Below are 22,869 nucleotides of genomic sequence, written 5' to 3'. Positions count from 1 at the left end.
AGTTTTGTCTAAAGAATTTGAAGTTCCCCGTTCCGTCGAATGGGAAGAAAACCGTATCAACATTTTGAATCAGCAAAAATTACCTGCTGAAACCGTGTTTGAGCATTTATATACAAAAGAAGATGTGTATGATGCCATTGTGACGCTAAAAGTGCGCGGAGCACCTGCTATTGGCATTACAGCGGCTTTTGGGCTCGCACTTAGTGCACAAGAGATTGATACAGAAGACATTGATCTCTTTAAGCGAGAAGTCGCTCGCCTAAAAGAATATTTAAACAGTGCTCGTCCAACCGCTGTAAACCTTGCCTGGGCATTAGACCGGCTTTATCAGCGCACTCAGCGTGCTGCTTCGGTGAATGCAGCCAAAACTGATCTTGTCCATGAAGCCATTCAAATTCAAATCGAAGATGAAGAAACATGTCGGCAAATCGGTCAAAATGCTCTTCAGCTCTTTAAATCTGGTGATCGAATTATGACCATTTGTAACGCAGGCTCCATTGCCACAAGCCGGTATGGAACAGCGCTTGCACCCTTTTATTTAGCGAAAAAGAAAAACCTCGATCTTCACATTTACGCATGTGAAACACGTCCTGTCCTTCAAGGCGCTCGTCTGACGACATGGGAATTGATGCAGGGCGGCGTAGATGTGACGCTTATCACGGATAATATGGCAGCCCATACGATGAAAGAAAAACAAATTTCTGCCGTTATTGTTGGTGCAGATCGAATCGCTAGAAACGGTGATACAGCAAATAAAATTGGAACGTTAAGTCTGGCTATTTTAGCTAAACACTTTCAAATTCCATTTTTTGTGGCAGCGCCTCTTTCGACCTTTGATGTGTCAACTCAGGATGGATCAGATATTCCGATTGAAGAACGCGACCCGCAGGAAGTAAAGGAATTAAACGGCATCCAAATTGCGCCTCCTGACGTGCAGGTATTTAACCCTGCCTTTGATGTCACTCCTCACCATCTCATTTCCGGTATCATTACAGAAAAAGGCATTATCACTTCCAACTATACAGAAGAGATTGATGCACTATTCACCGAAAGCGCGTCACTTTAATCAAACAAAAGCGCGGGGTTCTTATCATTTAAGAGCACCGCGCTTTTTTGTTTCGTTCGTTTTTGCTAATATTTCTTTTTTCTGTTCTTCTGTCAACACCTTCATTTTGACACATAGTGATGTGACGGCGTACATTTTATCTTTTTTGCCCCATAACATGTTAGCAGCCTCCTTTTTCCCTAGACCAACTTTTTTAGCTTAATAAAAGGATATGTCGCTCGCTAAACATTTGGAACAGGTCAATTCATTTATTTTTGAACAAATGGGATGCCTTCTAATTCTAACAGGATCGCTTTCATCCCTGTCTTCGTCCCTGCATAGCCAGTCAGAGTCCTGTCTTTTCCAATGACCCGGTGACACGGGATAAAAATTGGCAATGCATTGCGTCTATTAGCTTGTCCAATGGCTCTGACAGCCTTTGGATTGCCGATCGCTTCTGCAATATCAGCATAGCTTTTTGATTCACCATACGGAATAGTAGAAAGTGCCTCCCACACTTGCTCTTGAAACGGAGAGCCTGCTTGCTTAAGCGGGAGATCGAACACTTTCCGATCGCCCTTAAAATACTCATCCAGCTGTTTTTTCGCTTCTTTTAATACAGGCGTGTCTTCTTGTTTAAAATGGCCTCTCTGTTCTTTGACCAAAAACGATTCATCATCAAACTTCACTTCAATGATGGCACCATCTTTCTCTAGTATGTATAATGCCCCGATTGGTGCGGTATAGACTGTATAATACACATTAAAGCTCCCCTTCTTGTTTCTGCTGCCGGAGTGGAAGCGTGAGATGGAACACTGTTCCGACCCCTTCTTCACTCTCTACTTCAATGGTTCCTTGATGCTCTTCAATAATTTTATAACTAACCATTAACCCAAGTCCAGTGCCTCTTTCTTTTGTTGTATAAAATGGTTCTCCGAGACGCTTTAGTTTATCCTCTGTCATGCCGCAGCCTTCATCACGAAGAGAAATCACAATGTGCTCCTCCCCCTTCCTTTGAATGCTCACGTAAACATTTCCTTTCTGAGGCATTACTTCAATCGCATTTTTCAAAATGTTAATAAAGACTTGCTTTAACTGATTTTGTTCACAGTAGATGAGCGGAATATCATCCAGCACATTTAAGTGCATTTGCACATTGCCAAGATTGGCCTGTGCGTGAAGAAGGTCCATCGTGTCTTTGACAATTTGCACGACATTTTTTTCTTCATAGATGATGGCCTGCGGTTTCGCTAAAATCAAAAATTCTGTAATGATGGATTCGATTCTTTTTAGCTCTGATGTAATGACATTAAAATAGAGCGAATACTCCCCTTCAATGTTTCCTTTGAGCAGCTGAATGAAGCCTTTTAAAGCCGTCATTGGATTTCTAATTTCATGGGCAATTCCAGCGGCAAGCTCTCCGACAACATGAAGCGTATCCGATTTTCTTACCCGCTCTTCTAATTCCTTGCGTTCAGTCACATCTCTAAAGATGGCCAAATTCATGTTATGAATAATATTTCGTTTAAAAGAAAACTCCAAAATACGTTGATCTGGATGGTTCAGCACAAATGGAACTTCATTGTCCATCTCATCTAATGACATCGCCTGAGCTGGCTGCGCCAAATTTTCAATTTGATATGGCGCAAGGATATGAAAAAGATTCATTTCCGTTAAGTGATCATCTTTGAGGCCAAGCAGTTCACTTGCGGATGGATTCACATCAATAATTCGGTATTGATTATCGAAAAGAACAATGCCATCCATAGAGCCATTAAATACTTTACGGAATTTGAGCTCACTTTCTCGCAGCTCCTCTTCCATTCGCTTTCTGTCACTGACATTCCGTAAAATGGTTAAGTGCTGCCCTTCTAATACCGCATGCTTAGAGGTGAACTCAAGCTCTTTGAATTGGCCATTCGCCATTCTAAAGAGGAGTTCTTCTCTGATTTCAAGATTCCTGATATACCGTCTTCTTGTCGGCCGGTATCTGCGATCAGATTTGACTAGAAAATCCATGAGTTTCTTGCCAATCAGCTGCTGCATCGGTAATTCGAAAATTCGGCAGGCGGATTCATTTGCCCTGACAATCTCTCCATCATCCGCCCAAATGATGATGGCATCCATCGCATTTTCGAATATTTCTCTAAAACGTTCTTCACTTTTTAGCAGCTTTTCTTCCATTAATCTTTTTTCTGTAATATCACGCATGATGGACATGTAAAAACCACTCATCACATTGGATGTGATGGTCAGTTCGAATAATTTGTTCTGCCCAGATTGAAGGGTAACAGGAAGTTCTCCCTTTGCTTTCCCTGTTTCTTTCAATGAAGTTAAGAGCTGCTGGAGCGCTGGAAGGTTTTCTTCTTCAACAAATTCATTTAAGTAGCGGTCTGTTAAATCTGTTTTTTGAAGTTCAAAGCTCTGGCAAAAAGAGTGATTGGCGTCAATCATACAACCATCCTGATCAAAAATGACCATACCGTCAATCGCTCGATCAAATAAATCTTTAAACAGCTGCTCATTCATCGAGCGTTCTCGCTCTAATATTTTCTTTGAAGAAATATCACGCATGACGACAATATATTGTTGATTCACCACGTCGTGCTCTGCTACAAATTCAATATATTTTGTCTCTCCATTTTCAAGTTGAATGGAGATCTCTCTTTTTAACGTTCCTTTTCGAAAAAAAATCTCAAGTGAGCAGTCAATTTTGTTTTTCGGGATGCCGTATAGGAAATCTAGAACGGATTTATTGAGGAGGTCTTCTTTCGGTGTTTGCACAAGCCTACATGTCGCTTCATTGGCTTGAATAATGTTGAGGTGCTGATCAAATATAAAAATGGCATCTAACGTCTTATTTAACAGCATTTTGTGCTGTATCAATTCATTTCGCAAATATTCGTTTTCTTTTTCTAATTTTCTGATATTTTTCGCACCATCGAGCGTTTCAGTCATTCTCTTACACTCCTTTTCCAGCCTCATTCCTCTACAATATTTCTACAAGATTTTCATTGTTCCTTCATTCGACTCATAAAAAAAGAGAACTTTTTACACGAGGCTTGCTTCATTTGTTTCATTTGGATGACACGATTGTATAACGATTCTCTTTTCTTACGCTTCTTTTACAACCGCTCTACAATTTCACATCAAATAGCGAAATGAGCCAATTTGTATTTTAAAATGGGGCAAATGAGGGAACAGTGCACTTAGAACGTTTATGTTCGAAATGAAGCAGGAAAGGTGATGTTATGACATCCACGAGAGACAGTTATTTTGATAATGCAAAATTTCTTCTGATTTTTCTAGTTGTTTTTGGTCATTTGTTACGGTCATTCATACATGATAATGACTGGATACTCTACTTATATAAATTTATTTATACATTCCATATGCCCGCTTTTATATTGGTGTCTGGCTTCTTTGCCAAAGGTTTTAGAAAACCAGGTTTTATGAAAAAAGTCGCAGTTAAGCTGATCATCCCATATTTGATTTTTCAGGTCATCTATTCTGTGTATTATTATTTCTTACAGGATCAAAGCATCTCTAACTTAAATCCGATTGATCCGCAATGGTCTTTATGGTTTTTAATCAGTTTATTCTTTTGGAACTTACTACTTATTCCTTTTTCAAAACTGCCATTCCACTGGGCAATGATCGTCAGTTTATCGATGGCGTTACTTGTCGGTTACGTGGACAGCATTAGCGATACACTCAGCCTATCTCGTACATTTGTCTTTTTGCCGATGTTTTTAGCTGGCTTTTATTTAAAAAAGCAGCACTTTGAATTTATCCGAACAAGCAAAGGGAAACTGACTGCACTTCTTGTACTGATGGCCGTGTTCATGTTTTGCTATTTTTATGAATTCGATTATTCCTTTTTATTTGGGTCACAGTCTTACGCTTCTCTTGGAGATGAAGGACTCATTGCAGCGATGAAACGAATGGCATGGTATTTACTTGCATTTGCTGCTACCTTTAGTTTCTTTGCATTAGTCCCAACCCGCCGGTTCTTTTTTACCAAATGGGGCACAAGAACTTTATATGTCTATTTACTTCATGGCTTTGTGATTAAGCTTTTAAGAACGACTTGGTTTGATGATTGGGCTCTAAATACGGCAAGTGTATTGATTCTATTGCTACTTACGGTCCTCTTAACCTTTACCCTATCTAGTACATTTGTTAAAACTGTTGCACAACCAGTCATCGAGCTCAAAATGACCAGTCTGATGCGAAGCATTACTGGCAGACAAAACAGTTATATTAAATAGAAAAAACGATCTCTCAGGATCGTTTTTTTCTATTTATTTTTTGTTTTTCTGTTCAGTATGACATACATCGTTTTTTTTAGGCTTCATTAAAGTATCAATCCATTTACTGCTGTTTATATCTCCTAGCTCGCTGCCAAATTCCTCTTCCAAGATATCGGGGTTCATCGGTTTTTTATGGTCTTTCATGTCTTTACTTTTCACATGTTTTTTAGTCACGAGATGCTCCCCCCTGTTTACCTTGATGAGAATTTCGGTTCGCCTGGCGGTCTTCTGATTGCTCGTCAAATTGTGTTTGTCCTTGATCGTGTGCCATGCTTTCTGTAGGCGTCATATTATTCGTGAGTGCTTCATTTTTTGCTGTTTTTCTTTTCATCTGTCATCATTCCTTTTTAACATGTTTAGTTCTTCGCTCAATTGATCAAATAGCTCTTTCATTTGTTTGACTGTCACTGGTTTTTCCTCAGGCTTTAACTCATATCCAATTTGCCCATTCGCTTCTAGCGTTGCTTTTTTGAGACTGCTGATGTCTGTGATGCCCTGCTGCTTTAAGCGCATTTTGAATTGGTCCCTTGTCAGCCGCGTTTTTTTCAGCTTGTGATCAAGCATTTCTCCATCCTCTAAAATCACCACAGACTTCCCTGAAACCAACTTTTCAAAAAAATCAAATTGGATCGACAGCTTTTCCATAATCACAAGCGCCACAATAAAAATGGCGGCCGCATAAATGGTTTCAAGTAAATTATGCTCAATGAAGGGTTGGATAATAATCGATCCAATTGAAATCATGATGACTGTCTGTTGAACCGTTAATTGACTAATGGATTTAGGTCCTGCTATTCTCAGCAGCAAGGTACCAACGAGCAGCATTACAATTGCTTTCCATAACACATCCAGCACGTCTCTTTCACCTCTTACCTATAGATTGCGAACATCCCTTGTGATTTAGCCAGTTATATAATGGAAATAAAAAAACCAGCATTCAGTAGGAATGCTGGTTAGCCGATGATCACACGCTCTTTCGGATAATGATAATTCGCTTCACTTTCCCGGCGGCCAATTAAATACAAGAAGCTTGGAATTCCAATCCGTCCTATAAACATGACCACCATAATAATACACTTACCAAATACCGACAAGTCAGACGTAATTCCGAGCGACAGTCCCGTTGTTCCAAAGGCAGAACAAACTTCAAATAAAGTTTCAAGAAGTGTATGATGGTCTGATAAAGTTAACAGAAACGTAGCACCAAACACTAAAATAAAGGCCATCATCGTCACCATGAGGGATTTATTAATATCCGCTTGATGAAGCTCTCTTTTAAAGATTTTAATGGACTTATTTCCTCTCGCAAAGTGAAACAAAGCAAGTAAATTAAGGGCAAACGTGGTTGTCCGAATTCCGCCCCCTACCGAGCTTGGAGATGCCCCGATAAACATCAGCAAACATAAAAATAACAGTGTCGGCTCTGTCAATTGCGTAATATCTAATGTCGAAAGCCCGCCACTTCTGGTAGCTGTTGATTGAAACAAAGAATAAAACAAGATTTCATGCCAGCTCTTCCCTAGAAAAGTAAACCGAGCTTCAAGTGCATAAATCCCAATTGCCCCAACGACAACAAGGAGACCAAACGTGATCGTTGTAATTTTCGTAAACAATGAAAACGATGCATGTTTTCGGTCTTGATTGAATAAATAATCCTTTACTTCGACAAGTACCGGAAAGCCAATAGCGCCAAAAATGATGAGCAGCATCGTGATAAATTGGACGAAATAGTCATCTTTATAAGGAATTAACGAATTTCCAGTAATATCAAATCCCCCATTGGTTGTGGCACTGATACTAGAGAAAAATCCGTGTAAAAAAGCGCCTTGCACATCGTAATACTTTAGAAAATACATACTTAAAATCAGACCGCCTACAAACTCAATCAGTAAGATTAAATATAAGACCTGCTTCATGAGTTTTACAATTCCTGATAAGTTGCTCTGGTTTTGGTCTGCCATAATTAATTTTCTTTCTTTAATGCCGATCCTTTTTCGCATAACCAGCCAGACGAATGTACCAAGTGTCATAATGCCGATACCACCGATTTGCAAAACAAATGCAAGGATCCACATCCCGGTCACACTAAATGTTTGTGACGTATCGACAACAGTCAGACCCGTGACACTGACAGCACTCACAGCTGTAAATAGCGCATCAATAAATGTCCATTTGACTCCTTCTTGGTGAGCCACTGGCAGACTGAGTAGAATGAACGACACGGTCACAGCAAGAAAATAATAAAGGGCAATCAGCTGAAAAGCCGACAGCCGGTCGATTAGTTTTTTCATTGGATTCATGGTTATTCCTTCTTTTATCTTTCTTTTCGAATACTATATCATTTTAATGAAAAGAGAGAAGATTTTAAAGGTATTTTGTGCTTTATTTACTTTTTCATCAAAAAGAAAAAGACATCCTTACGCAGAATGTCTTTTGATCTTTCTTATTTTGCTTCGAGTCTTCTAATTCTTTCGTTTAAATCAGGGTGTGTTGAGAAAAGAGAAGCTTTTCTTTTACCACTGATTTTCAGTGTAGCAACAGCTGCTTGATCATCATCTTTAATTCTTGATGTATACGCCTCTAGTGAACGGAGCGCATGAATCATTTTATCTTTTCCTGCAAGGTCCGCACCGCCGCGGTCTGCATGGAATTCGCGATGTCTAGAGTAAGCAAATACGACAAGGCTTCCTAAGATAGAGAAAATAATTTGGAAGACGATCACAGCGATAAAGTGAACAATCGGCACAAGCTCTTCACGTGGAACGAAACGGCTTGCGATCCATGCCGCAATTCTTGAAAGGAAGACAACAAACGTGTTGACGATTCCTTGAAGTAACGTCATTGTAACCATGTCACCGTTCGCTACGTGAGCGACTTCGTGAGCGATAACCCCTTCAACTGCTGCATCATCCATTTCATGAAGCAATCCAGTTGATACGGCAACAAGCGATCTTCTTTTAGAAGGACCTGTCGCAAATGCATTTACTTCAGATGATTGGTAAATACCGACCTCAGGCATTTTAGAAAGGCCTGCTGCTCTTGATAGTCTGTGAACGCGGTCAACAAGCTGCTGCTCATCATATGTTAATGAATCCTTTTCTGGATTTAACACACGCACACCCATCATCATTTTTGCCATCCAGCGAGACATCGCTAGTGACATAAACGAGCCTACAAAACCAACAACTGCACTGAATACAAGAAGATAAAGGATATTAAGTCTTCCGTCTGCTCCTATATAAGAACCAACACCAGTTGCTGCACTAATAACCGATAGGACAATACCAATCGTAGTGATAACAAGAATGTTCGTTAATATAAACAGAAATATTCTTTTACCCATACATAACCTCCGCTGTCATATTAAGTTCATTTGAACTTATTAATAAAATTATAAAAATAAACGTCTCAAATTGCAAGGAAAAAGGAATCGTTTTCTATGTTTATCATACTGGCTCAAACCTCGTCATTTCAATGATTACGCTACTTGCATCCGCAAACAAGTGAACAAATTGTGACGCACCGGTCCTATTTTAGTTTATTTTGCATTTTCATTAAAAAGAGATTATGATGTTGAATTAGATCAATAATCACGTTTTTGACGTACAAAATGAGGTGGAACATGGTGACTTTTAAATTAACGAGAATTGACATGACGAGACTTCTGTATTCTCTAAAAGGCGAGGGAGATCTGACTCCGCTTCAGCTTTTGAATTTATCTGTAAAAAGCGATAAGGAACATGGATATGATGAATTAAGAATCCCTTCGTTTTTTGAAAAACTCGAACGGCGGAAGCAAAAATCAGAGCACGGGCTTTCAACGAACGAAATCGTTGAGCTGGGCAACTTGTGTGAACTGACTTCTCTTAAATCGACAGCCATTCAAAACTGGATCAAGCGCGATATTAAAGATATGATCGGCCATCCAGAGCTTGGCAAGAAGTACTCCATTGATCAAGTCGTTATTTTATTAATTGTCCGGGATTTAAAATCAGTATTTGATTTTGATTCTATTCGTACGATCTTATCTGCCTTATTTAATACGATCACAGATCGAACGGATGATATTATCAGCCCCATCCGTTTTTATGAAGCATATGCGCACGTCCTTGATTTTATTTATCACCATACACATTTTCCATTAAAGGAAACAAATTTACGAGAAATGACAGAAGAGCAGACGGACAAACTCCACGAAGAGTTCACAGAATTGACGAAGCCGCAATGGCATTTGATTAAAGGCATTATCAGTTCTACCGTGTTCTCCGTTTTCACTTCTCACTTGCAAAGCACAGCGCAAGAAATGATGTTGAATACGCTTCAGCTGAAAAAGGCTTAAAACTGAGCCCGAGGTGACCTTCATCACCTCGGCTTTTTTGTGCAGCAATTGCCAGCATAATTGCAGGCTGTTTTTTTCAAAATAAGAAGGCGCAACAAACATGAGGTGAAAGGAGGAATATGTGATGGCAAATCGAAATCAACTTCTTGTTCCTGGAGTAGAACAAGCTTTAGATCAATTTAAATACGAGATCGCTCAAGAATTTGGCGTGAATCTCGGTTCAGATACAGTCGCACGTTCAAACGGTTCTGTTGGCGGCGAGATGACAAAAAGACTCGTACAGCAGGCGCAATCTCAAATGGGCCATTCAACTAAATAAAGACATGGTGAAATACGCCGGATCTATTCTGGCGTTTTTTTACTGTTCATATGTAGGCTCATCCCGGTTTTCACGGTATGAAGGCGGTGTATTTTTCCCTTTTTGTTTGACGTCATTTCTGTTACGTTCGACGTACGGACGATTCTGACCACTGTCGTTTTTTTTTACATGCTTTTCAGCATCACCACGTGATGTGCCATTTGGATGTCTTTTTTCATCAGGATCAGTCGAGTGATTTTTTTTTTGCTCTTTGTCTTTTTCAAAAGGGCGGTCCTTTTCTTCTTTTCCCTTTTTCTCTTTATTTTCATGATTAGGGCTTGTTTGGTGAGGCTTTTGAACAGCTCCTTGCTCTTCCCTCTCAACTTCCTTCTGCTCTTTGTCTTCGCCTTCAGGAGCTTCTTTATCAGGCTGCATCTCATCGCTATCGTCTGTCTTTATGTCTTCTTTTTTGTCTTCGTCTTTTTGATCTTCATCAGCATTTTTCGGCTCTTCTTCTTTGACAGCCTCGTCATCTGCTGGATCTTCATCTTCTTTTTTAACGTCCTCTTGTTCGTTTTCTTGCATTTCTTGATTTCTAATATAAGTTCCTGTTGAGATGCCTGCTTTTTGTGCCTTTTCTCTTGTTTCCAGGTCACCTTCCACAGTTTCCAGCTTATAATTGCGCTTTTGATATTCCCCCGAGATGGTGCTGATTTTACTTTTTACGTTTGTTTTGTATGTATGATCCCGCTTGTTTTCATAAACAGTTGAAATATAAATGCTTTTAGAGTGGTTCACGTATCCTTTTTTATCACAATCATCGATGATTTCCTGCACGACTTTGGTCATGTCGTTTTTTTCTAAATCTTTCATACTGGCCAGTACTTGCTTCGCATCTTTATTCAGCGGAGTGACACCGATCACTTGATAATTGTGATCGAGTTTCAGCTCAAAGCTTGGGTTAATGTCAATCGTCATATATGCATATGCTTTTTGACTTGAGAAAGATGGCATCATAGTGAAAATCACGACAATAATTGCTGCAATTGATAGAATTCCTGCATTTAACGGACGTAAACGAAGCAGGTCAAAAAAACCGGCTCTTTTTCTTTCGAGACGTGATTCATTCGGAAACGTCACTTCTTGACCGATTTCATAGTCTTGCTGTTCATACTTTGTCCGCAGAAATTGTCCATCAGGGGTCAGCAGTGTGACATATTTTTTGTTTTTCTCTACTATAATGCCTCTTCTCATGAATTAAGCACCCCTTTAAGGTAATCTTTCAAATACACATAATCACCTGTCATAATGATCGCCATCGCAATAATATATTTTCTATTTCTCTCAATCGTTTTTCGGCTGACTTCCACTAGCTTTTCCAGCTGTTTGACTGGCAATTGTTTTTTCTGAAATAAAATGGTTCTCAGTTCATCGTGCTTCACGAGTGTATGGGCCACTTTAATGGCATTTTGTCTCGCATCCGCATGCTTTGGTGAATGCTCAAGCAGTTCTTGAAACGTAAGACCATATACTTTCAATCGTTCTTTAAAATGTTCAATCTCTTCTCTTCTATGTTCTTGTTCAATTAAACGCCTATATTCATTTGCAGAAAGCTCTGCTTCAATCATGCTTTGCGAGTATTCGCCATTCTCACTTTCTTGAAGGTCCATTTGAACCGTTGGCGCGTTTCTTGCTTCTTTTCGAATATAGTCGATTACTTTTCTTTTAATAATTAACTCCGCAAATGCAAGGAGTGAGTTGCCTTTTTCGGCAGAGTATTTTTCTATCGCTTCATTAAAGGCAATTAAGCCTACGCTAAATTCATCATCTTTTTCATCTATATATCGTTTACAAACGGATGAAACCGTCTTAGCGACAAATGGTTTGTATTGCTCTATTAATGCATTTTGCAGCTCGGTATCACCCTGTTGGATGTTGATTGCCGACTGCTCTAATGTTTGCTTTTTCTTTCCCTTTTTAAACAAAAGGCTAAGCAATGGTTTCACCTCAGTTCTCCCTATATTACTCATTTATGATAGCTAATTTATGAGGGAAGCGCAAAGGAAGGAATGAGGAATTCATTTCCTGTTACTCAATTGTGACATGTATTTCTTTATCTACTTTACAACGTTTCGTTTAAAAGCAAAGAAATAAGGGGGTATCCCCCCCTTTTTTGTAATATACGTGTTATGAAAATGAAATGATATTTCTTTCAAAAAACCTACTCTTCCAGCCGCTTCTCTTGTTTTTCCTCGTTTTGTTGGCCACCTTTTCTTGATGGACTTGATAAAAACCAGCCAAATGCTGCAATCGCGAGAAGGACCGTCCAGAAAATGATTTTCCATAATGTTGAATGAATGAAATGAGAGGACACGATCCCAATGGCTGGATGAGAAAGTGTATAGAGCGTCAGCTTCACGCCAACCCATCCGACAATGACAAATGCCGCTGTTTCTAGGCTTGGTCTCGTTTTAAGCAGTTTCACAAATACAGTCGCCGCAAACCTCATGATCACTAGACCAATGATACCGCCCAATAGAATGACAATAAATTGACCGCCATCAAGCCCGCCAATTTGTGGAAGGTTTGTTGCTGGCAGAGTCACAGCTAATGCAACAGCTGCTAAAATAGAATCTACTGCAAATGCAATGTCAGCAAGCTCAACTTTCACGACGGTTGCCCAAAAGCCGCTTTGTTTCATGTTTGTGTCTGCTTCCTTTTTCTTAAATACGTGCGATTTTAAAATATGGTGAATCGAAATATATAGAAGATAAATTGCGCCAATGGCTTGAACTTGCCACACATCTACTAAAAACGAAATAAGAAAAAGAGAACCAAATCGCATGACAAATGCTCCCGCAAGTCCGTAAAATAATGCCTTTTTTCTTTGTTTTTCAGGAAGGTGTTTGACCATCACAGCCATAACCAGCGCATTATCAGCTGCTAAAATCCCTTCTAATCCAATCAATACGAGAAGAACCCACCCGTACTCTAAAATAATTGCTGCATCCATCATCATTCCTCCTTATTTTTTATCTATTGTCCCACAACAGACAAAGGCTTATGAATGCAAAAAAGACCTTTGCCTGTAATGGCAAAGGTCTTGCTAGACATGTGATATGTAAATCATGCCAACAAAGCCGATGGAATGAGGTTCCATGTAATGACGACTTTGTTTCCGGTAAAAACCGGACGCTACTCCCCTTTGGTGGGATTAAGAATATTTAGATTACTTATATCATAATCAACAGACCCCGGATTGTCAACAGGTGACTTTTTATCTCCACCCATTGATTAAGCCGTTGGTGTTTCTGTTTTTCTTTTTCTTCGTTTCAGCCACACGTAGAGAACAAACAATAAGAGCATACCAATTCCAATCGGCAATACATATGGTTCTAAAATGGTTCCAACCTCTTGCCAGTTCTCCCCAAGGACAAATCCTAGATACACATATACAAATGTAATTGGCGTAATCGCCAAAAACGTATACAGGCAAAAAACCCACACATTCATCTTCGCAATCCCACACGGAATGGAAATAAGGGTTCTGACCCCTGGAATAAACCGGCCACTAAACGCAACAAATCCGCCATGTTTTTCAAAAAAGGCATCCGATTTATCAAGTGACTCAGGTTTCACAAAGAAATACTTCCCATATTTATTTAAAAAGGGTCTGCCTCCGTAACGCCCTAACCAGTACAAGGTCAAGGGGCCTGCCACACCGCCAATAGAACCGGCAGCCACAACACCGATGAAGGCCATGTCCCCTTTTGAAACCCAGTAACCTGCAAGAGGCAACACCACTTCAGCAGGAACAAATTCAATGCATAATGCAAGAAAGATGCCGAAGTACGACAAATTCTTAAAGGCATCAGCTAATGAAATAATAAAATCTTCGATGTTTATCAATCCCTTTCACACATAATCAGTTTGACAGGCTATGCTTGCAAATCGTACCGTGCCACCTATTAAACGAATAAAAAACCCAAAATGATTCACTTTTCTTCGTTTTTTTACATAAAATTTGATTTTACTATAAAAAATGTTCAAAAAAAATGCTGAATGCCCTTTTTAAGTAAAGGAAAAGTGAACACAGGCGCCACTTGATCCGATATATTAAGTATATGTCTGTTTTTAGATACAGGAGGTTTTCTTACATGACACATTTAACAGGAAGCTACAACGGATGGCTTGTCTTTCTGTCAGTCGCTGTCGCCGCTGTCGCCTCCTACTCAGCTCTTCAATTAGCCAGCCGGGTGATCCAGTCGAGCGGCGCAAAGAAAAGAGTATGGTTGATCATTGGTGCGATGATCATGGGGATGGGAATATGGTCAATGCATTTTATTGGCATGATGGCGTTTCATCTACGCTCTGGTATCACATATGAAACACCCTTACTCATTTTATCGATTTTGGCCTCTTTTATCGGTTCTTTCATTGCTTTTTCAATATGTATTCAGCAGCAACTTTCTACAAGACGACTTTTGATTAGTTCGATCACGATGGGCTCAGCTATTTGCAGCATGCACTACCTCGGATTGGAATCAATGGCCAATGTCACCATCAGCTATGACCCTGTTCTCTTTTTTCTTTCGTTTTTTATTGGTGCGCTCGCTTCATTCTTTTCATTACACCTTTTTTTCCGGCTCCATCGCTCTGAGAAAAGGCGGGAGGATCAGCTGTTAAAAATAGCGGGTGCTCTGATGATGGGCGTTGCTATTGCGGGCATGCATTACACTGGCATGGCGTCTTCGACGATGTTTTTTCATTCAGATGGTCAGGTCGCTGCGGGTGGTTCTCTTGAAATGTCACCATTCAGCCTGTCCATTTTCATCGGCCTGATGACACTTATCGTCCAATCACTTATGATTTTCGGCGCCTATATTGATCACCGGATTATGTCACAATCCGATCAGCTAAAAGAAAATGAACAGCGGTTCCAATCACTGATCAAACATAATATAGATGGGATTATCGTGTTATCTGTTGATCGAAAAGTGATATCTGCGAATGACCAAGGCAAACACATTTTGAAAATGTGCAATTCCTGGATCGGTGATGATGTGAGTCAATACGTCATGCCGACTGAGATGTGGGAAGACTTTATTTATCAATCTAAAAAAGCAATTACGCGTGAAGCAGAACTGAAAGCAGCAGATCGTTTTTATTATTATCATGTTACATACATACCCGTACACGTCAACCATACACTTGACAGCATTTATCTCGTTTTAAAGGATTTAACCCAGCAGAAGATTGCTGAAAAAGAAATTCATGTGATGGCACATTATGATGCATTAACTGAACTTCCGAACCGTCGTCACGGAATTAATCATTTAAATGATGTTTTATCCGCTCAAGAAGAGACAAAAACGTCAACGGCAGTTCTTTTTCTTGATTTAAATCGGTTTAAAATTATTAATGATGCCCTTGGTCATAACATAGGCGATCTGCTGTTGAAAGCCGCCGCAAACAGACTAACCAAATGTTTGCCTGACAATGGCTTTATTGCAAGAATTGGCGGGGATGAATTTTTAATGATCTTTCCTCACATGGAGCATAACACACATAAAATTGAACAGCTTTTGAAAAACATCATTCGCCAATTTGAACGTCCTTTTTTCATTCAAAACCATCAGCTCATTACATCCATTAGTATTGGAATCGCCATCTCTCCGCAAAACGGAAAGAATGGTATGGAATTGATGAGAAAAGCAGATATGGCCATGTATTTATCAAAGAAACATAAACAAAGCCGCTATGAATTCTTTACTGAATCTATGGAGAGATTGAGTGAGGACAGACTCAATCGCGAACTGGAGCTACGAGATGCCATTCAAAGAAAGCAGTTTGTGCTTCATTATCAGCCGCAAATCAGCGCCAAAACAAGACAGATGACAGGTGTTGAAGCCCTTTTAAGAATGAAAGCACCAGACGGTTCTCTAAAATCACCCGAGGCTTTCATTGAACTTGCTGAAGAATCGGGCCTGATTATCGATATTGGAAGGTGGGTCATTGACACGGCATGTAAGCAGGCAAAATTGTGGTATGACAAGCAATTGAAAATCCCTGTAGCGGTCAATTTATCTGCTAAGCAGTTTAACTCTGAAGACTTAATTGATTTGATCAAACTAACGCTAAAAAAATACGACCTTCAACCATCACTTCTTGAGCTTGAAGTGACAGAAAGCATGACAATGGACAACATCAAGCAGTCAAAACAAGTACTGACATCTCTAAAACAACTTGGCGTCCGTATTAGTATTGATGATTTTGGTACAGGCCATAGCTCTTTAAGCTATTTGAAGGATTTGCCGATTCACCGTCTGAAAATTGATAAATCATTTATCGAGGATATTTTGAGCGATTCAAAGTCTGAGCAAATTACAGGGGCTATTATTGCAATGGGGCACCAGCTATCTCTAGAAGTCATTGCTGAAGGTGTTGAAACTTTTGCACAAGCGCAACTTTTATCTGCGCAGGGCTGTGACGATCTACAAGGCTTTTATTATGCCAAGCCACTTCCGGCTAGTGATATTGAAAAATTTATCGCCTATCCTGCCCATCAGCTGGATACATAAAAAAGGTGCCCACCATGGCACCTTTCAGCGTGTAGACAAACCCTCGCATTCTTTGTCAGTCCTGCGTGCTGGTGCTCACGAATGACAAATTCGCTCCGCGCCAGTACTCGTCCTTCCTAGGGCTGCAAAGGTTTTCTATCACGCTGGGCTGAAAAGAAGACAAAGGGCTAAAATCAAGTTCATTTTAGCCCTTTGTCAACAATCTAAAAGGTGCCAACCATGGCACCTTTTCGTTTTATCTAAATAACAAATGCTGACTGTGAATACCTGCTTTTTTCAGCAGACTAATTAATTGCTCCTGTTCTTCACGCGAAAGACCAGAAAACGCCCGCGCAATTCGAAGAGAATGGATTGGATATATTTTATCCAGATAACTGCGCCCTTTATCCGTTAAATGGGCATAAACTGACCGTTTATCCTTTGGGTCCTGTTCTCTTTCAATGAAACCATTTCGTTCTAACTTGTCAATTACGTACGTAACATTCCCGCTGACAAGCAGGAGTCTTGAGCCGATTTGCTGAAGTTTTTGAGCACCTCTCGTATACAGTAATTCGAGAACGGCAAATTCAGTTGGATTGAATCCATGCTCCTTGCTGTCTCTAATACTGTGTTCGGAAACGCTTTTAAATGCCCTTGCAAAAACTTTGTAAAGCGTCATTGAACGTTCTACTTCTTCTTCATTAAACGATAGTCTCATCACATATCTACCTCTTATAATATTTTTTTAACTTCAAGGCTTTCTTGCGGTGCAGTTGGAGCCTTTCGTAAAAAATAGAAGTACGTTTTTAAAAACCCTTTCAACCACATAAGTGACTCCATTCGTGTTATGTATAAGATTTCGATATAAACTTTTAAAATCCTTCTTATTTTTCACAATCATCTCGAAAAAAAGCTTTTCCAGCAAACCATCATGTTACGACAAATTTTAACATAATCTGTAAAGGCTCTATATTTTCTTACATTTGATTCGTCAAATTTCTACAAAATTCAATATTGCTATAATATTAAACACAAAAAAAGAACCCTTCATGTGACAACGCACATGATAAGGGATGTTAAAGATAGCGATCGGTTTTGTTGAAAAAGAAATGATACTCTTTTTTTAAGTCACTAATTGTCATGTTCTTGGTCATATCAGGGCTATACACCCCAAGTGAGCAAAGCTGCTTCGTATAATAATGTCTTTCTTTCGCTAAAGCTTCTTTTAATATACTCCGCATGACATCTCCCCTCCTATCAATGGATATGGATCGGGTGCTTATGAGGACTTTTTATACAAATCATTTTGTACGGCTCTAAGAAGAGCATGTGCATTCTGACCCGCAGCCTGCATGAACTGCTCCAGCAGTTCATCCCTCTTCACATCTAATGCGATGATTTCTTTTGCCATACGGATGATCTGTGTTTTCTCCATCAAGTGCGCCTCCTCCTTATTTTTTCTTTTTATTATCATATGTTCACGTGATATAATTTGCACTTTATATGTTAATTTTCCTTCCGTTGTTTTTCACTTTATTCATTTTTGTGTTATATTATCTAACAAACGTTAGGTTTTTTTACTGACTGTTCGATATAATATGAAGAAAAGACTTGCAGGGGTGAGGATATGACGCAGGAAGATGTATCTTATAAAGATAAAAAAGTCATTTCAATCGGGATTGTCAGTGAATTAACAGGACTTTCCGTCAGGCAAATCCGATATTATGAGGAACGTAAACTCATCTACCCCCAGCGCTCAACAAGAGGCACACGAAAATATTCTTTTTCTGATGTAGAACGTTTAATGGATATCGCCAATAAACGGGAAGATGGTGTGCAGACAGCGGAAATTTTAAAAGACATGAAGAAAAAAGAACAGGCATTAAAAAGCGGACAATATAAGAAAAAAATGCTGGAAGGTCAAATTAACGCACACTTCCGGTACAAAAATCGATGAACTAAATAAAAATCGCTTACTCGGCAAAATTGACTTAGCACCTGAATATGGAACGATGAAAGCACGAACTTACCCAAAGACCGATTCTTGCAGAAGAGTCTATTTCAGACAACGAAAGCCAATGAATCATTGAAACAGCAAAACGAGGCAGCAATTGCAGCCTCGTTATTAGCTAAAACAACCATTCAACTATTTATCACCTAAGATACTTGATCTTTAACGATTTAGTTTTTCAAATTTGTTCAGGAATCGAAACAGTTCGTTCATTGAGCACATTCCCCGTGTTTAGCGTCGTTTTGGGTTCTATTAAGAGCAAGTGAACTTCTTCTTCAGCAATTGGCTGATGTTCAACTCCTTTTGGAATCACAAGAAATTCTCCTTCATTAAGCGTTATTTCCCTATCCCTAAAACGGATGACTAGGTTGCCTTTCCACACAAAGAACATTTCATCCTCATCATCATGGTGATGCCAAATGAATTCACCCTTAATTTTCACCATTTTCATGTATGAGTCATTCAACTCTCCACCTATTCTAGGATTCCAATAATCATTTATTTGCGAAAATTTTTCTTCGATATTTACCTTTGAAACCAATCGATTCCCCTCCTTATTAAATGGAAACGTCTGTTTTAATTGCCACAGCTAAAAAATTCTCATTTTCTCCTCTCAATCAGATAAAAGGGACGCAATGAGCATCAACCTCTTCTATCATTTAGTTTACATACTTCATTGGATCACGTAAAATCAAAAAATAGCATATAGATCATCACAATTTGTGATGCAAAAAAGGGGAGTTAGTTTGGATATTAAATCTTTGGAAGTATTTAAAGCCGTTGCCATTGAACAAAGCATCACAAAAGCTGCTCAAAAATTAAATTATGTGCAGTCCAATGTCACCGCAAGAATCCAACGTCTTGAACAAGAGTTAGGTGTACCTCTTCTCTATCGATATCATAAGAAAATATCTTTAACGCCTGCAGGACGTGAACTGCTGCCCTATGTAAATAAATTACTATACGATTACGAAGAAGCGATAGAAGCAGTAAAGCTTTCCTCTACTCCGCGAGGATCTTTACACATTGGATCTATAGAGTCCACCGCATCTACAAGATTGCCCAGCATTTTCACAGAATATCACAAAACATTTCCACAAGTAGAATTGAGCTTGTATATGGCACCTACAGTCGACCAAGTTAGCGCTATCCTCAACTACAAAGTAGACAGCGCCTTGGTAGATGGGCCAATTCTTCATCCAGAAATCATCGAGTATCCTGTATTGGAAGAATCCCTCGTTCTCATTACAAGCTACTCCACGGAGCAATTCCAGGTAGAATCTATTTTACATGAGCCGTTGCTCTCATCATTCGCCCATTGTATTTATTTAGGACGATGGCAAAAGTGGCTAGAGAACAACGGCTATCCTCCTATGAAGGTCATGGAATATGGTACGTTAGAGGGCGTCCTTAAATGTGTTGAAAGCGGGCTGGGAGTGACTATATTACCAAAATCTATGGTTGAATCTCGGGGGGAAGGCAAATTCACCTGTCATCCATTACCAGAACCACATCGAATCGTACCCACTGTGTTGATCAGGCGACGTGATTCGTACATGACCAGTGCTCTGTCACAATTTATGGAGTTAATAGGCATTACGAATATGTGATCTGAGACAGATCATTGTTTTCATTAATAAGAACATGTGTGATAAAAAAGAGGATAGATAGAGCGACATTCTTTCAGCTCTTCTATCCTTTTACATTATCTCAACTTATGCCAAGCATATGAACGATTCTTTTTATTTAGATGAAGCGTCTGTTCCTTCAACAACCCCTACAAAGTCAATCCGTACGCCGCCTTTTTCAGGATCTTCTTTCACCCGAAAGGCAAGCGCCTTTTTTTCTCCAGTGTTTGCATCTTTATAATTTGCATGAAAGACGTGGATGCTGGCTTCTTCCAATTGAAAATCTTCATAAGAAAGCGTCTCAATTCCCCATTCCTTTTTCGATTTAAGAATGTCATTTGGGCTTGGGACTGCACCTTCGACATAGACATTGTCCATTTTTCGTTTATTTCCTTCAGTTATCGCTTCAAGCATATGCTCTGATGCCACAAGTCTTCTGTCTTTTCCCTCGTCTTCTCTTGAACATGCACTTAGCAAAACAATGCACATGAAAATGAATAAAAACTTCTTCATTTTTCTCTCCCACCTTCTCCTTAAAATGTAAAGGATGGAAGCGCTATATGCAATCTTTATTCAAAAAAGACTGTAAAACGTTACATTTTACAGTCTTTTGACTACATCAGTGTATGAAGAAATGCTGTTGCAATTCCAAAATAGATGAGTAAGGATAAAATATCATTCAATGTTGTGATCAGTGGTCCAGATGCAATGGCTGGGTCGACGTTTAATCTGTGTAAAATAATCGGCACGACCGTACCTGCCATTGTCCCAATAATCAGTGTTGCAAGAAGCGAGGAACCAACAACAAAACCTAAAATCATATTGCCCTGCCATACCATGGCAACGACCGTAATAATGATTGAACAAACAATCCCAATATAAATACTTGTTCTCAGCTCTCTGAAAATCAAGCGCATAATGGTTTTTTTCGTTAATTCTTCTTTTGACAATCCTCTAATAACAACCGCTAGAGACTGTGTCCCTGTATTCCCTGTCATACCTGCAATCATCGGCATGAAGAATGCTAAAGCAACGACTTGCTGCAGGGTATCTTCAAAATAATTTAAGATACTGCCTGAAATCAGCCCAATGAATAAGAGCAAAATGAGCCATGGAAGACGGCGGTATGCCGCCACAAATGCCGGTGTGTCGAACGTGATATCTTTACCAGAGGCAGCAAACTTTTCATAGTCTTCTCCTGCCTCTTGAATCACAACATCAATGATATCATCGACTGTCACAATTCCGACTAAGACATTGTTCTCTTCTACAACAGGGATGGCAAGGAAATCATATCGCTCAATGAGCTTTGCGATTTCTTCCTGGTCTTGAAAGGCACCAACGGCAATGACTCTTGTAAACATAAGATCCTGCACTTTTTCATCCGGTTCACCTAAAATAAGATCCCTGTATGAGAGTACCCCTACAAGCTGTTTTTGATCATTTATGACATATAAGTAGTTGATCGATTCGGCAATTTCAGCAAAGCTTTTCAGTTTCACCACGGCATCTTGAACCGTATAATGCTGCGGAATCCAAACGTACCGATTGGTCATGATCCGGCCTGCTGTCTCAGCAGGGTAATTCATGAGAAGCTGGACGGCCTTGGATTCCTCTGCTTCCATGTTAGATAAAAGCTGATCCTTCAGCTCATCCTCCATCTCATCAAACAAGTTGGCAAGATCATCGTTATCCATTTTGTTTGTGACGAAGGTGGCTTTGTCTTTCCCTACTTTTTCAAGAACAATCTCTTGATATTCCCGCTCCAGTTCACCCATCATTTCCGTCACGTCATCGACTGTTAAAAAGCTGAGAAAGCGGCCGCGATGTTTTTCTGGAAGCTCCTTGAATAAGTAGGCCATATCATAAGGCTGCAATTCTTCCATAATGTTTTTAAATTCTTTACGTTTTCCATCTCTTAGTAAAATAATGATGCGTAAAATGAGTTCATCGTACGTAATGTTCTGTATCATCGCTGTTACCTCCCCAAAATCAGGAGATACCCGAATCCCTTAGCTTGTGCGGGGGTCAGGATCTCCTCTATCTGATGTGTCAATCTGATCTTTTGACATACTCTCTATGTGTCTCGAATCGGGATGATCCATCCCCACACCTCCTTTTCTCATAAAAAAGCACCTTCAACCGAATGAAGGCGCTTTGTAAGCATGACAAATAAACACTTGCTCCTTCAATCGTAGAGCTTTAGCACTGTATGGCATAGGATTAATCCAGCTGCATTAAAAATCACCTTATGTCGATGATTCCTGTTGACCCATTGGCGTCTTTGGACATTTTTGGGCAGCAGCGTATCTCCATACAGGAGCCTCACCTAACGAAGTCTCATATTGTTGACACACTGAGATTACAGAAAAAGCGCAATGATGTCAATAAGCAAGATGCCAAGTTTCCTGATGTATTCGCTTACTTTTCAAAAAAAGAGCGATCGACAAGTTGACCATCGCCCTTTCATGTCTTTTATTCCTCTTCTGGCTGATTCATATCCTCTTGGGAGAGGAGATGAAAGGAATCATGCAAAAACAAAGCATATCCTTCTCCATCAGGATGGGGAACATATTCCGCACGATCCATCGTCTGTTCTTCTTCTTTTTTCTTCATCATATTCTCTCGCCTCCTTTCCAGTAGTTTGTCCCAATGAAAAAACCTTACACATAAAA

26 protein-coding genes and 2 riboswitches are annotated in these 22,869 nt (G+C 39.6%); of the genes, 7 read left to right on the top strand and 19 right to left on the bottom strand.

Annotated features, from left to right (window positions below; translation table 11 throughout):
* Window positions 1-4 precede the first annotated feature (4 nt).
* Window positions 5-1,066, top strand: a complete 1,062-nt coding sequence (gene mtnA, locus LCD32_RS06190) for an S-methyl-5-thioribose-1-phosphate isomerase (RefSeq protein WP_007498751.1) — start codon at window positions 5-7, stop codon at window positions 1,064-1,066.
* Between the two features lie 24 nt (window positions 1,067-1,090).
* Here the strand turns inward: mtnA and LCD32_RS19240 are convergent, their stop codons facing one another.
* The 3 genes from LCD32_RS19240 to LCD32_RS06180 all read right to left on the bottom strand — a co-directional run bounded on the left by LCD32_RS19240 (window position 1,091) and on the right by LCD32_RS06180 (window position 4,003).
* Window positions 1,091-1,225, bottom strand: a complete 135-nt coding sequence (locus tag LCD32_RS19240; RefSeq protein ID WP_263485674.1) for a hypothetical protein — start codon at window positions 1,223-1,225, stop codon at window positions 1,091-1,093.
* An 89-nt stretch (window positions 1,226-1,314) separates the two neighbouring features.
* Window positions 1,315-1,806: a methylated-DNA--[protein]-cysteine S-methyltransferase gene (locus LCD32_RS06185; protein ID WP_035700525.1), complete on the bottom strand. Its 492-nt coding sequence runs from the start codon at window positions 1,804-1,806 to the stop codon at window positions 1,315-1,317.
* A 1-nt stretch (window position 1,807) separates the two neighbouring features.
* The gene (locus LCD32_RS06180; RefSeq protein ID WP_035392271.1) at window positions 1,808-4,003 is read right to left on the bottom strand and encodes a PAS domain-containing sensor histidine kinase; all 2,196 of its coding nucleotides are present in this window, start codon (window positions 4,001-4,003) and stop codon (window positions 1,808-1,810) included.
* 293 nt (window positions 4,004-4,296) lie between these two features.
* On the opposite strand from LCD32_RS06180, the gene LCD32_RS06175 reads away from it, so the two are divergent.
* Window positions 4,297-5,316, top strand: a complete 1,020-nt coding sequence (locus LCD32_RS06175) for an acyltransferase family protein (RefSeq protein WP_058213828.1) — start codon at window positions 4,297-4,299, stop codon at window positions 5,314-5,316.
* A gap of 33 nt (window positions 5,317-5,349) precedes the next feature.
* Here the strand turns inward: LCD32_RS06175 and LCD32_RS06170 are convergent, their stop codons facing one another.
* From LCD32_RS06170 to htpX, 5 genes are all read right to left on the bottom strand, one after another.
* Window positions 5,350-5,532 (bottom strand): hypothetical protein, encoded by a 183-nt coding sequence (locus LCD32_RS06170; protein WP_058213829.1) that lies wholly within the window; start codon window positions 5,530-5,532, stop codon window positions 5,350-5,352.
* A complete protein-coding gene (locus LCD32_RS06165) occupies window positions 5,525-5,689 on the bottom strand; it encodes a hypothetical protein (RefSeq protein WP_008346124.1) in 165 nt (54 codons plus the stop codon). The genes LCD32_RS06170 and LCD32_RS06165 overlap by 8 nt, the downstream gene beginning before the upstream one ends.
* Window positions 5,686-6,213, bottom strand: a complete 528-nt coding sequence (locus tag LCD32_RS06160; RefSeq protein ID WP_019743078.1) for a DUF421 domain-containing protein — start codon at window positions 6,211-6,213, stop codon at window positions 5,686-5,688. Before LCD32_RS06160 ends, LCD32_RS06165 begins: the two co-directional genes overlap by 4 nt.
* 98 nt (window positions 6,214-6,311) lie before the next feature.
* Window positions 6,312-7,658 (bottom strand): TrkH family potassium uptake protein, encoded by a 1,347-nt coding sequence (locus LCD32_RS06155; protein WP_007498761.1) that lies wholly within the window; start codon window positions 7,656-7,658, stop codon window positions 6,312-6,314.
* A 143-nt stretch (window positions 7,659-7,801) separates the two neighbouring features.
* Complete coding sequence (gene htpX / locus LCD32_RS06150) at window positions 7,802-8,701, bottom strand: protease HtpX (protein WP_008346130.1); 900 nt, start codon at window positions 8,699-8,701, stop codon at window positions 7,802-7,804.
* A gap of 279 nt (window positions 8,702-8,980) precedes the next feature.
* Between htpX and LCD32_RS06145 the strand changes: the two genes are divergently transcribed.
* Complete coding sequence (locus LCD32_RS06145; protein WP_057079628.1) at window positions 8,981-9,697, top strand: DUF1836 domain-containing protein; 717 nt, start codon at window positions 8,981-8,983, stop codon at window positions 9,695-9,697.
* A 124-nt stretch (window positions 9,698-9,821) separates the two neighbouring features.
* Window positions 9,822-10,016, top strand: coding sequence for an alpha/beta-type small acid-soluble spore protein (locus LCD32_RS06140; RefSeq protein WP_008346135.1), 195 nt, complete (start codon window positions 9,822-9,824; stop codon window positions 10,014-10,016).
* Between the two features lie 39 nt (window positions 10,017-10,055).
* Here the strand turns inward: LCD32_RS06140 and LCD32_RS06135 are convergent, their stop codons facing one another.
* From LCD32_RS06135 to LCD32_RS06120, 4 genes are all read right to left on the bottom strand, one after another.
* Window positions 10,056-11,249 carry an anti-sigma factor domain-containing protein gene (locus tag LCD32_RS06135; RefSeq protein WP_224563201.1) on the bottom strand — a complete coding sequence of 398 codons (1,194 nt, stop codon included), beginning with the start codon at window positions 11,247-11,249 and terminating at the stop codon, window positions 10,056-10,058.
* Complete coding sequence (gene sigI / locus LCD32_RS06130) at window positions 11,246-12,001, bottom strand: RNA polymerase sigma factor SigI (protein ID WP_008346139.1); 756 nt, start codon at window positions 11,999-12,001, stop codon at window positions 11,246-11,248. Before sigI ends, LCD32_RS06135 begins: the two co-directional genes overlap by 4 nt.
* Before the next feature lie 215 nt (window positions 12,002-12,216).
* Window positions 12,217-13,008 carry a TerC family protein gene (locus LCD32_RS06125; protein ID WP_060781003.1) on the bottom strand — a complete coding sequence of 264 codons (792 nt, stop codon included), beginning with the start codon at window positions 13,006-13,008 and terminating at the stop codon, window positions 12,217-12,219.
* Between the two features lie 96 nt (window positions 13,009-13,104).
* Window positions 13,105-13,211, bottom strand: a riboswitch (yybP-ykoY riboswitch).
* 78 nt (window positions 13,212-13,289) lie between these two features.
* Window positions 13,290-13,904: a DedA family protein gene (locus tag LCD32_RS06120; RefSeq protein ID WP_007498772.1), complete on the bottom strand. Its 615-nt coding sequence runs from the start codon at window positions 13,902-13,904 to the stop codon at window positions 13,290-13,292.
* Between the two features lie 248 nt (window positions 13,905-14,152).
* Here LCD32_RS06120 and LCD32_RS06115 point away from each other — a divergent pair, with 248 nt between their 5' ends.
* Window positions 14,153-16,576, top strand: coding sequence for an EAL domain-containing protein (locus tag LCD32_RS06115; protein WP_060781002.1), 2,424 nt, complete (start codon window positions 14,153-14,155; stop codon window positions 16,574-16,576).
* Window positions 16,577-16,811: 235 nt separating this feature from the next.
* Here the strand turns inward: LCD32_RS06115 and LCD32_RS06110 are convergent, their stop codons facing one another.
* From LCD32_RS06110 to LCD32_RS06100, 3 genes are all read right to left on the bottom strand, one after another.
* Window positions 16,812-17,276 carry a MarR family winged helix-turn-helix transcriptional regulator gene (locus LCD32_RS06110; protein WP_088004396.1) on the bottom strand — a complete coding sequence of 155 codons (465 nt, stop codon included), beginning with the start codon at window positions 17,274-17,276 and terminating at the stop codon, window positions 16,812-16,814.
* Window positions 17,277-17,631: 355 nt separating this feature from the next.
* On the bottom strand, window positions 17,632-17,796 hold the full coding sequence (locus LCD32_RS06105; protein ID WP_045034954.1) for a hypothetical protein: 165 nt from the start codon (window positions 17,794-17,796) through the stop codon (window positions 17,632-17,634).
* Between the two features lie 38 nt (window positions 17,797-17,834).
* Window positions 17,835-17,990, bottom strand: coding sequence for a hypothetical protein (locus LCD32_RS06100; protein WP_008346151.1), 156 nt, complete (start codon window positions 17,988-17,990; stop codon window positions 17,835-17,837).
* 192 nt (window positions 17,991-18,182) lie between these two features.
* Between LCD32_RS06100 and LCD32_RS06095 the strand changes: the two genes are divergently transcribed.
* Window positions 18,183-18,512 (top strand): MerR family transcriptional regulator, encoded by a 330-nt coding sequence (locus tag LCD32_RS06095; protein ID WP_007498778.1) that lies wholly within the window; start codon window positions 18,183-18,185, stop codon window positions 18,510-18,512.
* 232 nt (window positions 18,513-18,744) lie between these two features.
* On the opposite strand, the gene LCD32_RS06090 is transcribed toward LCD32_RS06095, so the two are convergent.
* Entirely contained in the window at window positions 18,745-19,107 is a 363-nt protein-coding gene (locus tag LCD32_RS06090) for a cupin domain-containing protein (protein WP_060781001.1), read from the bottom strand.
* 205 nt (window positions 19,108-19,312) lie between these two features.
* On the opposite strand from LCD32_RS06090, the gene LCD32_RS06085 reads away from it, so the two are divergent.
* The gene (locus LCD32_RS06085; protein WP_060781000.1) at window positions 19,313-20,176 is read left to right on the top strand and encodes a LysR family transcriptional regulator; all 864 of its coding nucleotides are present in this window, start codon (window positions 19,313-19,315) and stop codon (window positions 20,174-20,176) included.
* 132 nt (window positions 20,177-20,308) lie between these two features.
* Here LCD32_RS06085 and LCD32_RS06080 read toward each other — a convergent pair whose 3' ends face one another.
* From LCD32_RS06080 to LCD32_RS06070, 3 genes are all read right to left on the bottom strand, one after another.
* A complete protein-coding gene (locus LCD32_RS06080) occupies window positions 20,309-20,707 on the bottom strand; it encodes a hypothetical protein (RefSeq protein ID WP_060780999.1) in 399 nt (132 codons plus the stop codon).
* Between the two features lie 101 nt (window positions 20,708-20,808).
* Complete coding sequence (gene mgtE / locus LCD32_RS06075; protein ID WP_007498785.1) at window positions 20,809-22,167, bottom strand: magnesium transporter; 1,359 nt, start codon at window positions 22,165-22,167, stop codon at window positions 20,809-20,811.
* A gap of 207 nt (window positions 22,168-22,374) precedes the next feature.
* A riboswitch (M-box (ykoK) riboswitch) is annotated at window positions 22,375-22,538 on the bottom strand.
* A gap of 131 nt (window positions 22,539-22,669) precedes the next feature.
* The gene (locus LCD32_RS06070) at window positions 22,670-22,813 is read right to left on the bottom strand and encodes a hypothetical protein (RefSeq protein ID WP_008346168.1); all 144 of its coding nucleotides are present in this window, start codon (window positions 22,811-22,813) and stop codon (window positions 22,670-22,672) included.
* Between the last annotated feature and the right edge of the window lie 56 nt (window positions 22,814-22,869).

The sequence above is a fragment of the Bacillus sp. RSS_NA_20 genome (assembly GCF_020165915.1).
Lineage (GTDB): Bacteria > Bacillota > Bacilli > Bacillales > Bacillaceae > Bacillus > Bacillus altitudinis.
Note: the sequence above shows the minus strand (reverse complement) of the source record. Positions and strands in the feature narration are given on the sequence as shown.

Coding starts and splice junctions, on each gene's coding strand:
- LCD32_RS06125 (WP_060781003.1), bottom strand. CDS start 13,008: ATGGATGCAGCAATTATTTTAGAGTACGGGTGGGTTCTTCTCGTATTG.
- htpX (WP_008346130.1), bottom strand. CDS start 8,701: ATGGGTAAAAGAATATTTCTGTTTATATTAACGAACATTCTTGTTATC.
- LCD32_RS06115 (WP_060781002.1), top strand. CDS start 14,153: ATGACACATTTAACAGGAAGCTACAACGGATGGCTTGTCTTTCTGTCA.
- LCD32_RS06140 (WP_008346135.1), top strand. CDS start 9,822: ATGGCAAATCGAAATCAACTTCTTGTTCCTGGAGTAGAACAAGCTTTA.
- LCD32_RS06145 (WP_057079628.1), top strand. CDS start 8,981: ATGGTGACTTTTAAATTAACGAGAATTGACATGACGAGACTTCTGTAT.
- LCD32_RS06175 (WP_058213828.1), top strand. CDS start 4,297: ATGACATCCACGAGAGACAGTTATTTTGATAATGCAAAATTTCTTCTG.
- LCD32_RS06135 (WP_224563201.1), bottom strand. CDS start 11,249: ATGAGAAGAGGCATTATAGTAGAGAAAAACAAAAAATATGTCACACTG.
- LCD32_RS06180 (WP_035392271.1), bottom strand. CDS start 4,003: ATGACTGAAACGCTCGATGGTGCGAAAAATATCAGAAAATTAGAAAAA.
- LCD32_RS19240 (WP_263485674.1), bottom strand. CDS start 1,225: ATGTTATGGGGCAAAAAAGATAAAATGTACGCCGTCACATCACTATGT.
- LCD32_RS06155 (WP_007498761.1), bottom strand. CDS start 7,658: ATGAATCCAATGAAAAAACTAATCGACCGGCTGTCGGCTTTTCAGCTG.
- LCD32_RS06095 (WP_007498778.1), top strand. CDS start 18,183: ATGACGCAGGAAGATGTATCTTATAAAGATAAAAAAGTCATTTCAATC.
- LCD32_RS06100 (WP_008346151.1), bottom strand. CDS start 17,990: ATGGAGAAAACACAGATCATCCGTATGGCAAAAGAAATCATCGCATTA.
- LCD32_RS06080 (WP_060780999.1), bottom strand. CDS start 20,707: ATGAAGAAGTTTTTATTCATTTTCATGTGCATTGTTTTGCTAAGTGCA.
- LCD32_RS06165 (WP_008346124.1), bottom strand. CDS start 5,689: ATGAAAAGAAAAACAGCAAAAAATGAAGCACTCACGAATAATATGACG.
- LCD32_RS06105 (WP_045034954.1), bottom strand. CDS start 17,796: ATGCGGAGTATATTAAAAGAAGCTTTAGCGAAAGAAAGACATTATTAT.
- LCD32_RS06070 (WP_008346168.1), bottom strand. CDS start 22,813: ATGATGAAGAAAAAAGAAGAAGAACAGACGATGGATCGTGCGGAATAT.
- mgtE (WP_007498785.1), bottom strand. CDS start 22,167: ATGATACAGAACATTACGTACGATGAACTCATTTTACGCATCATTATT.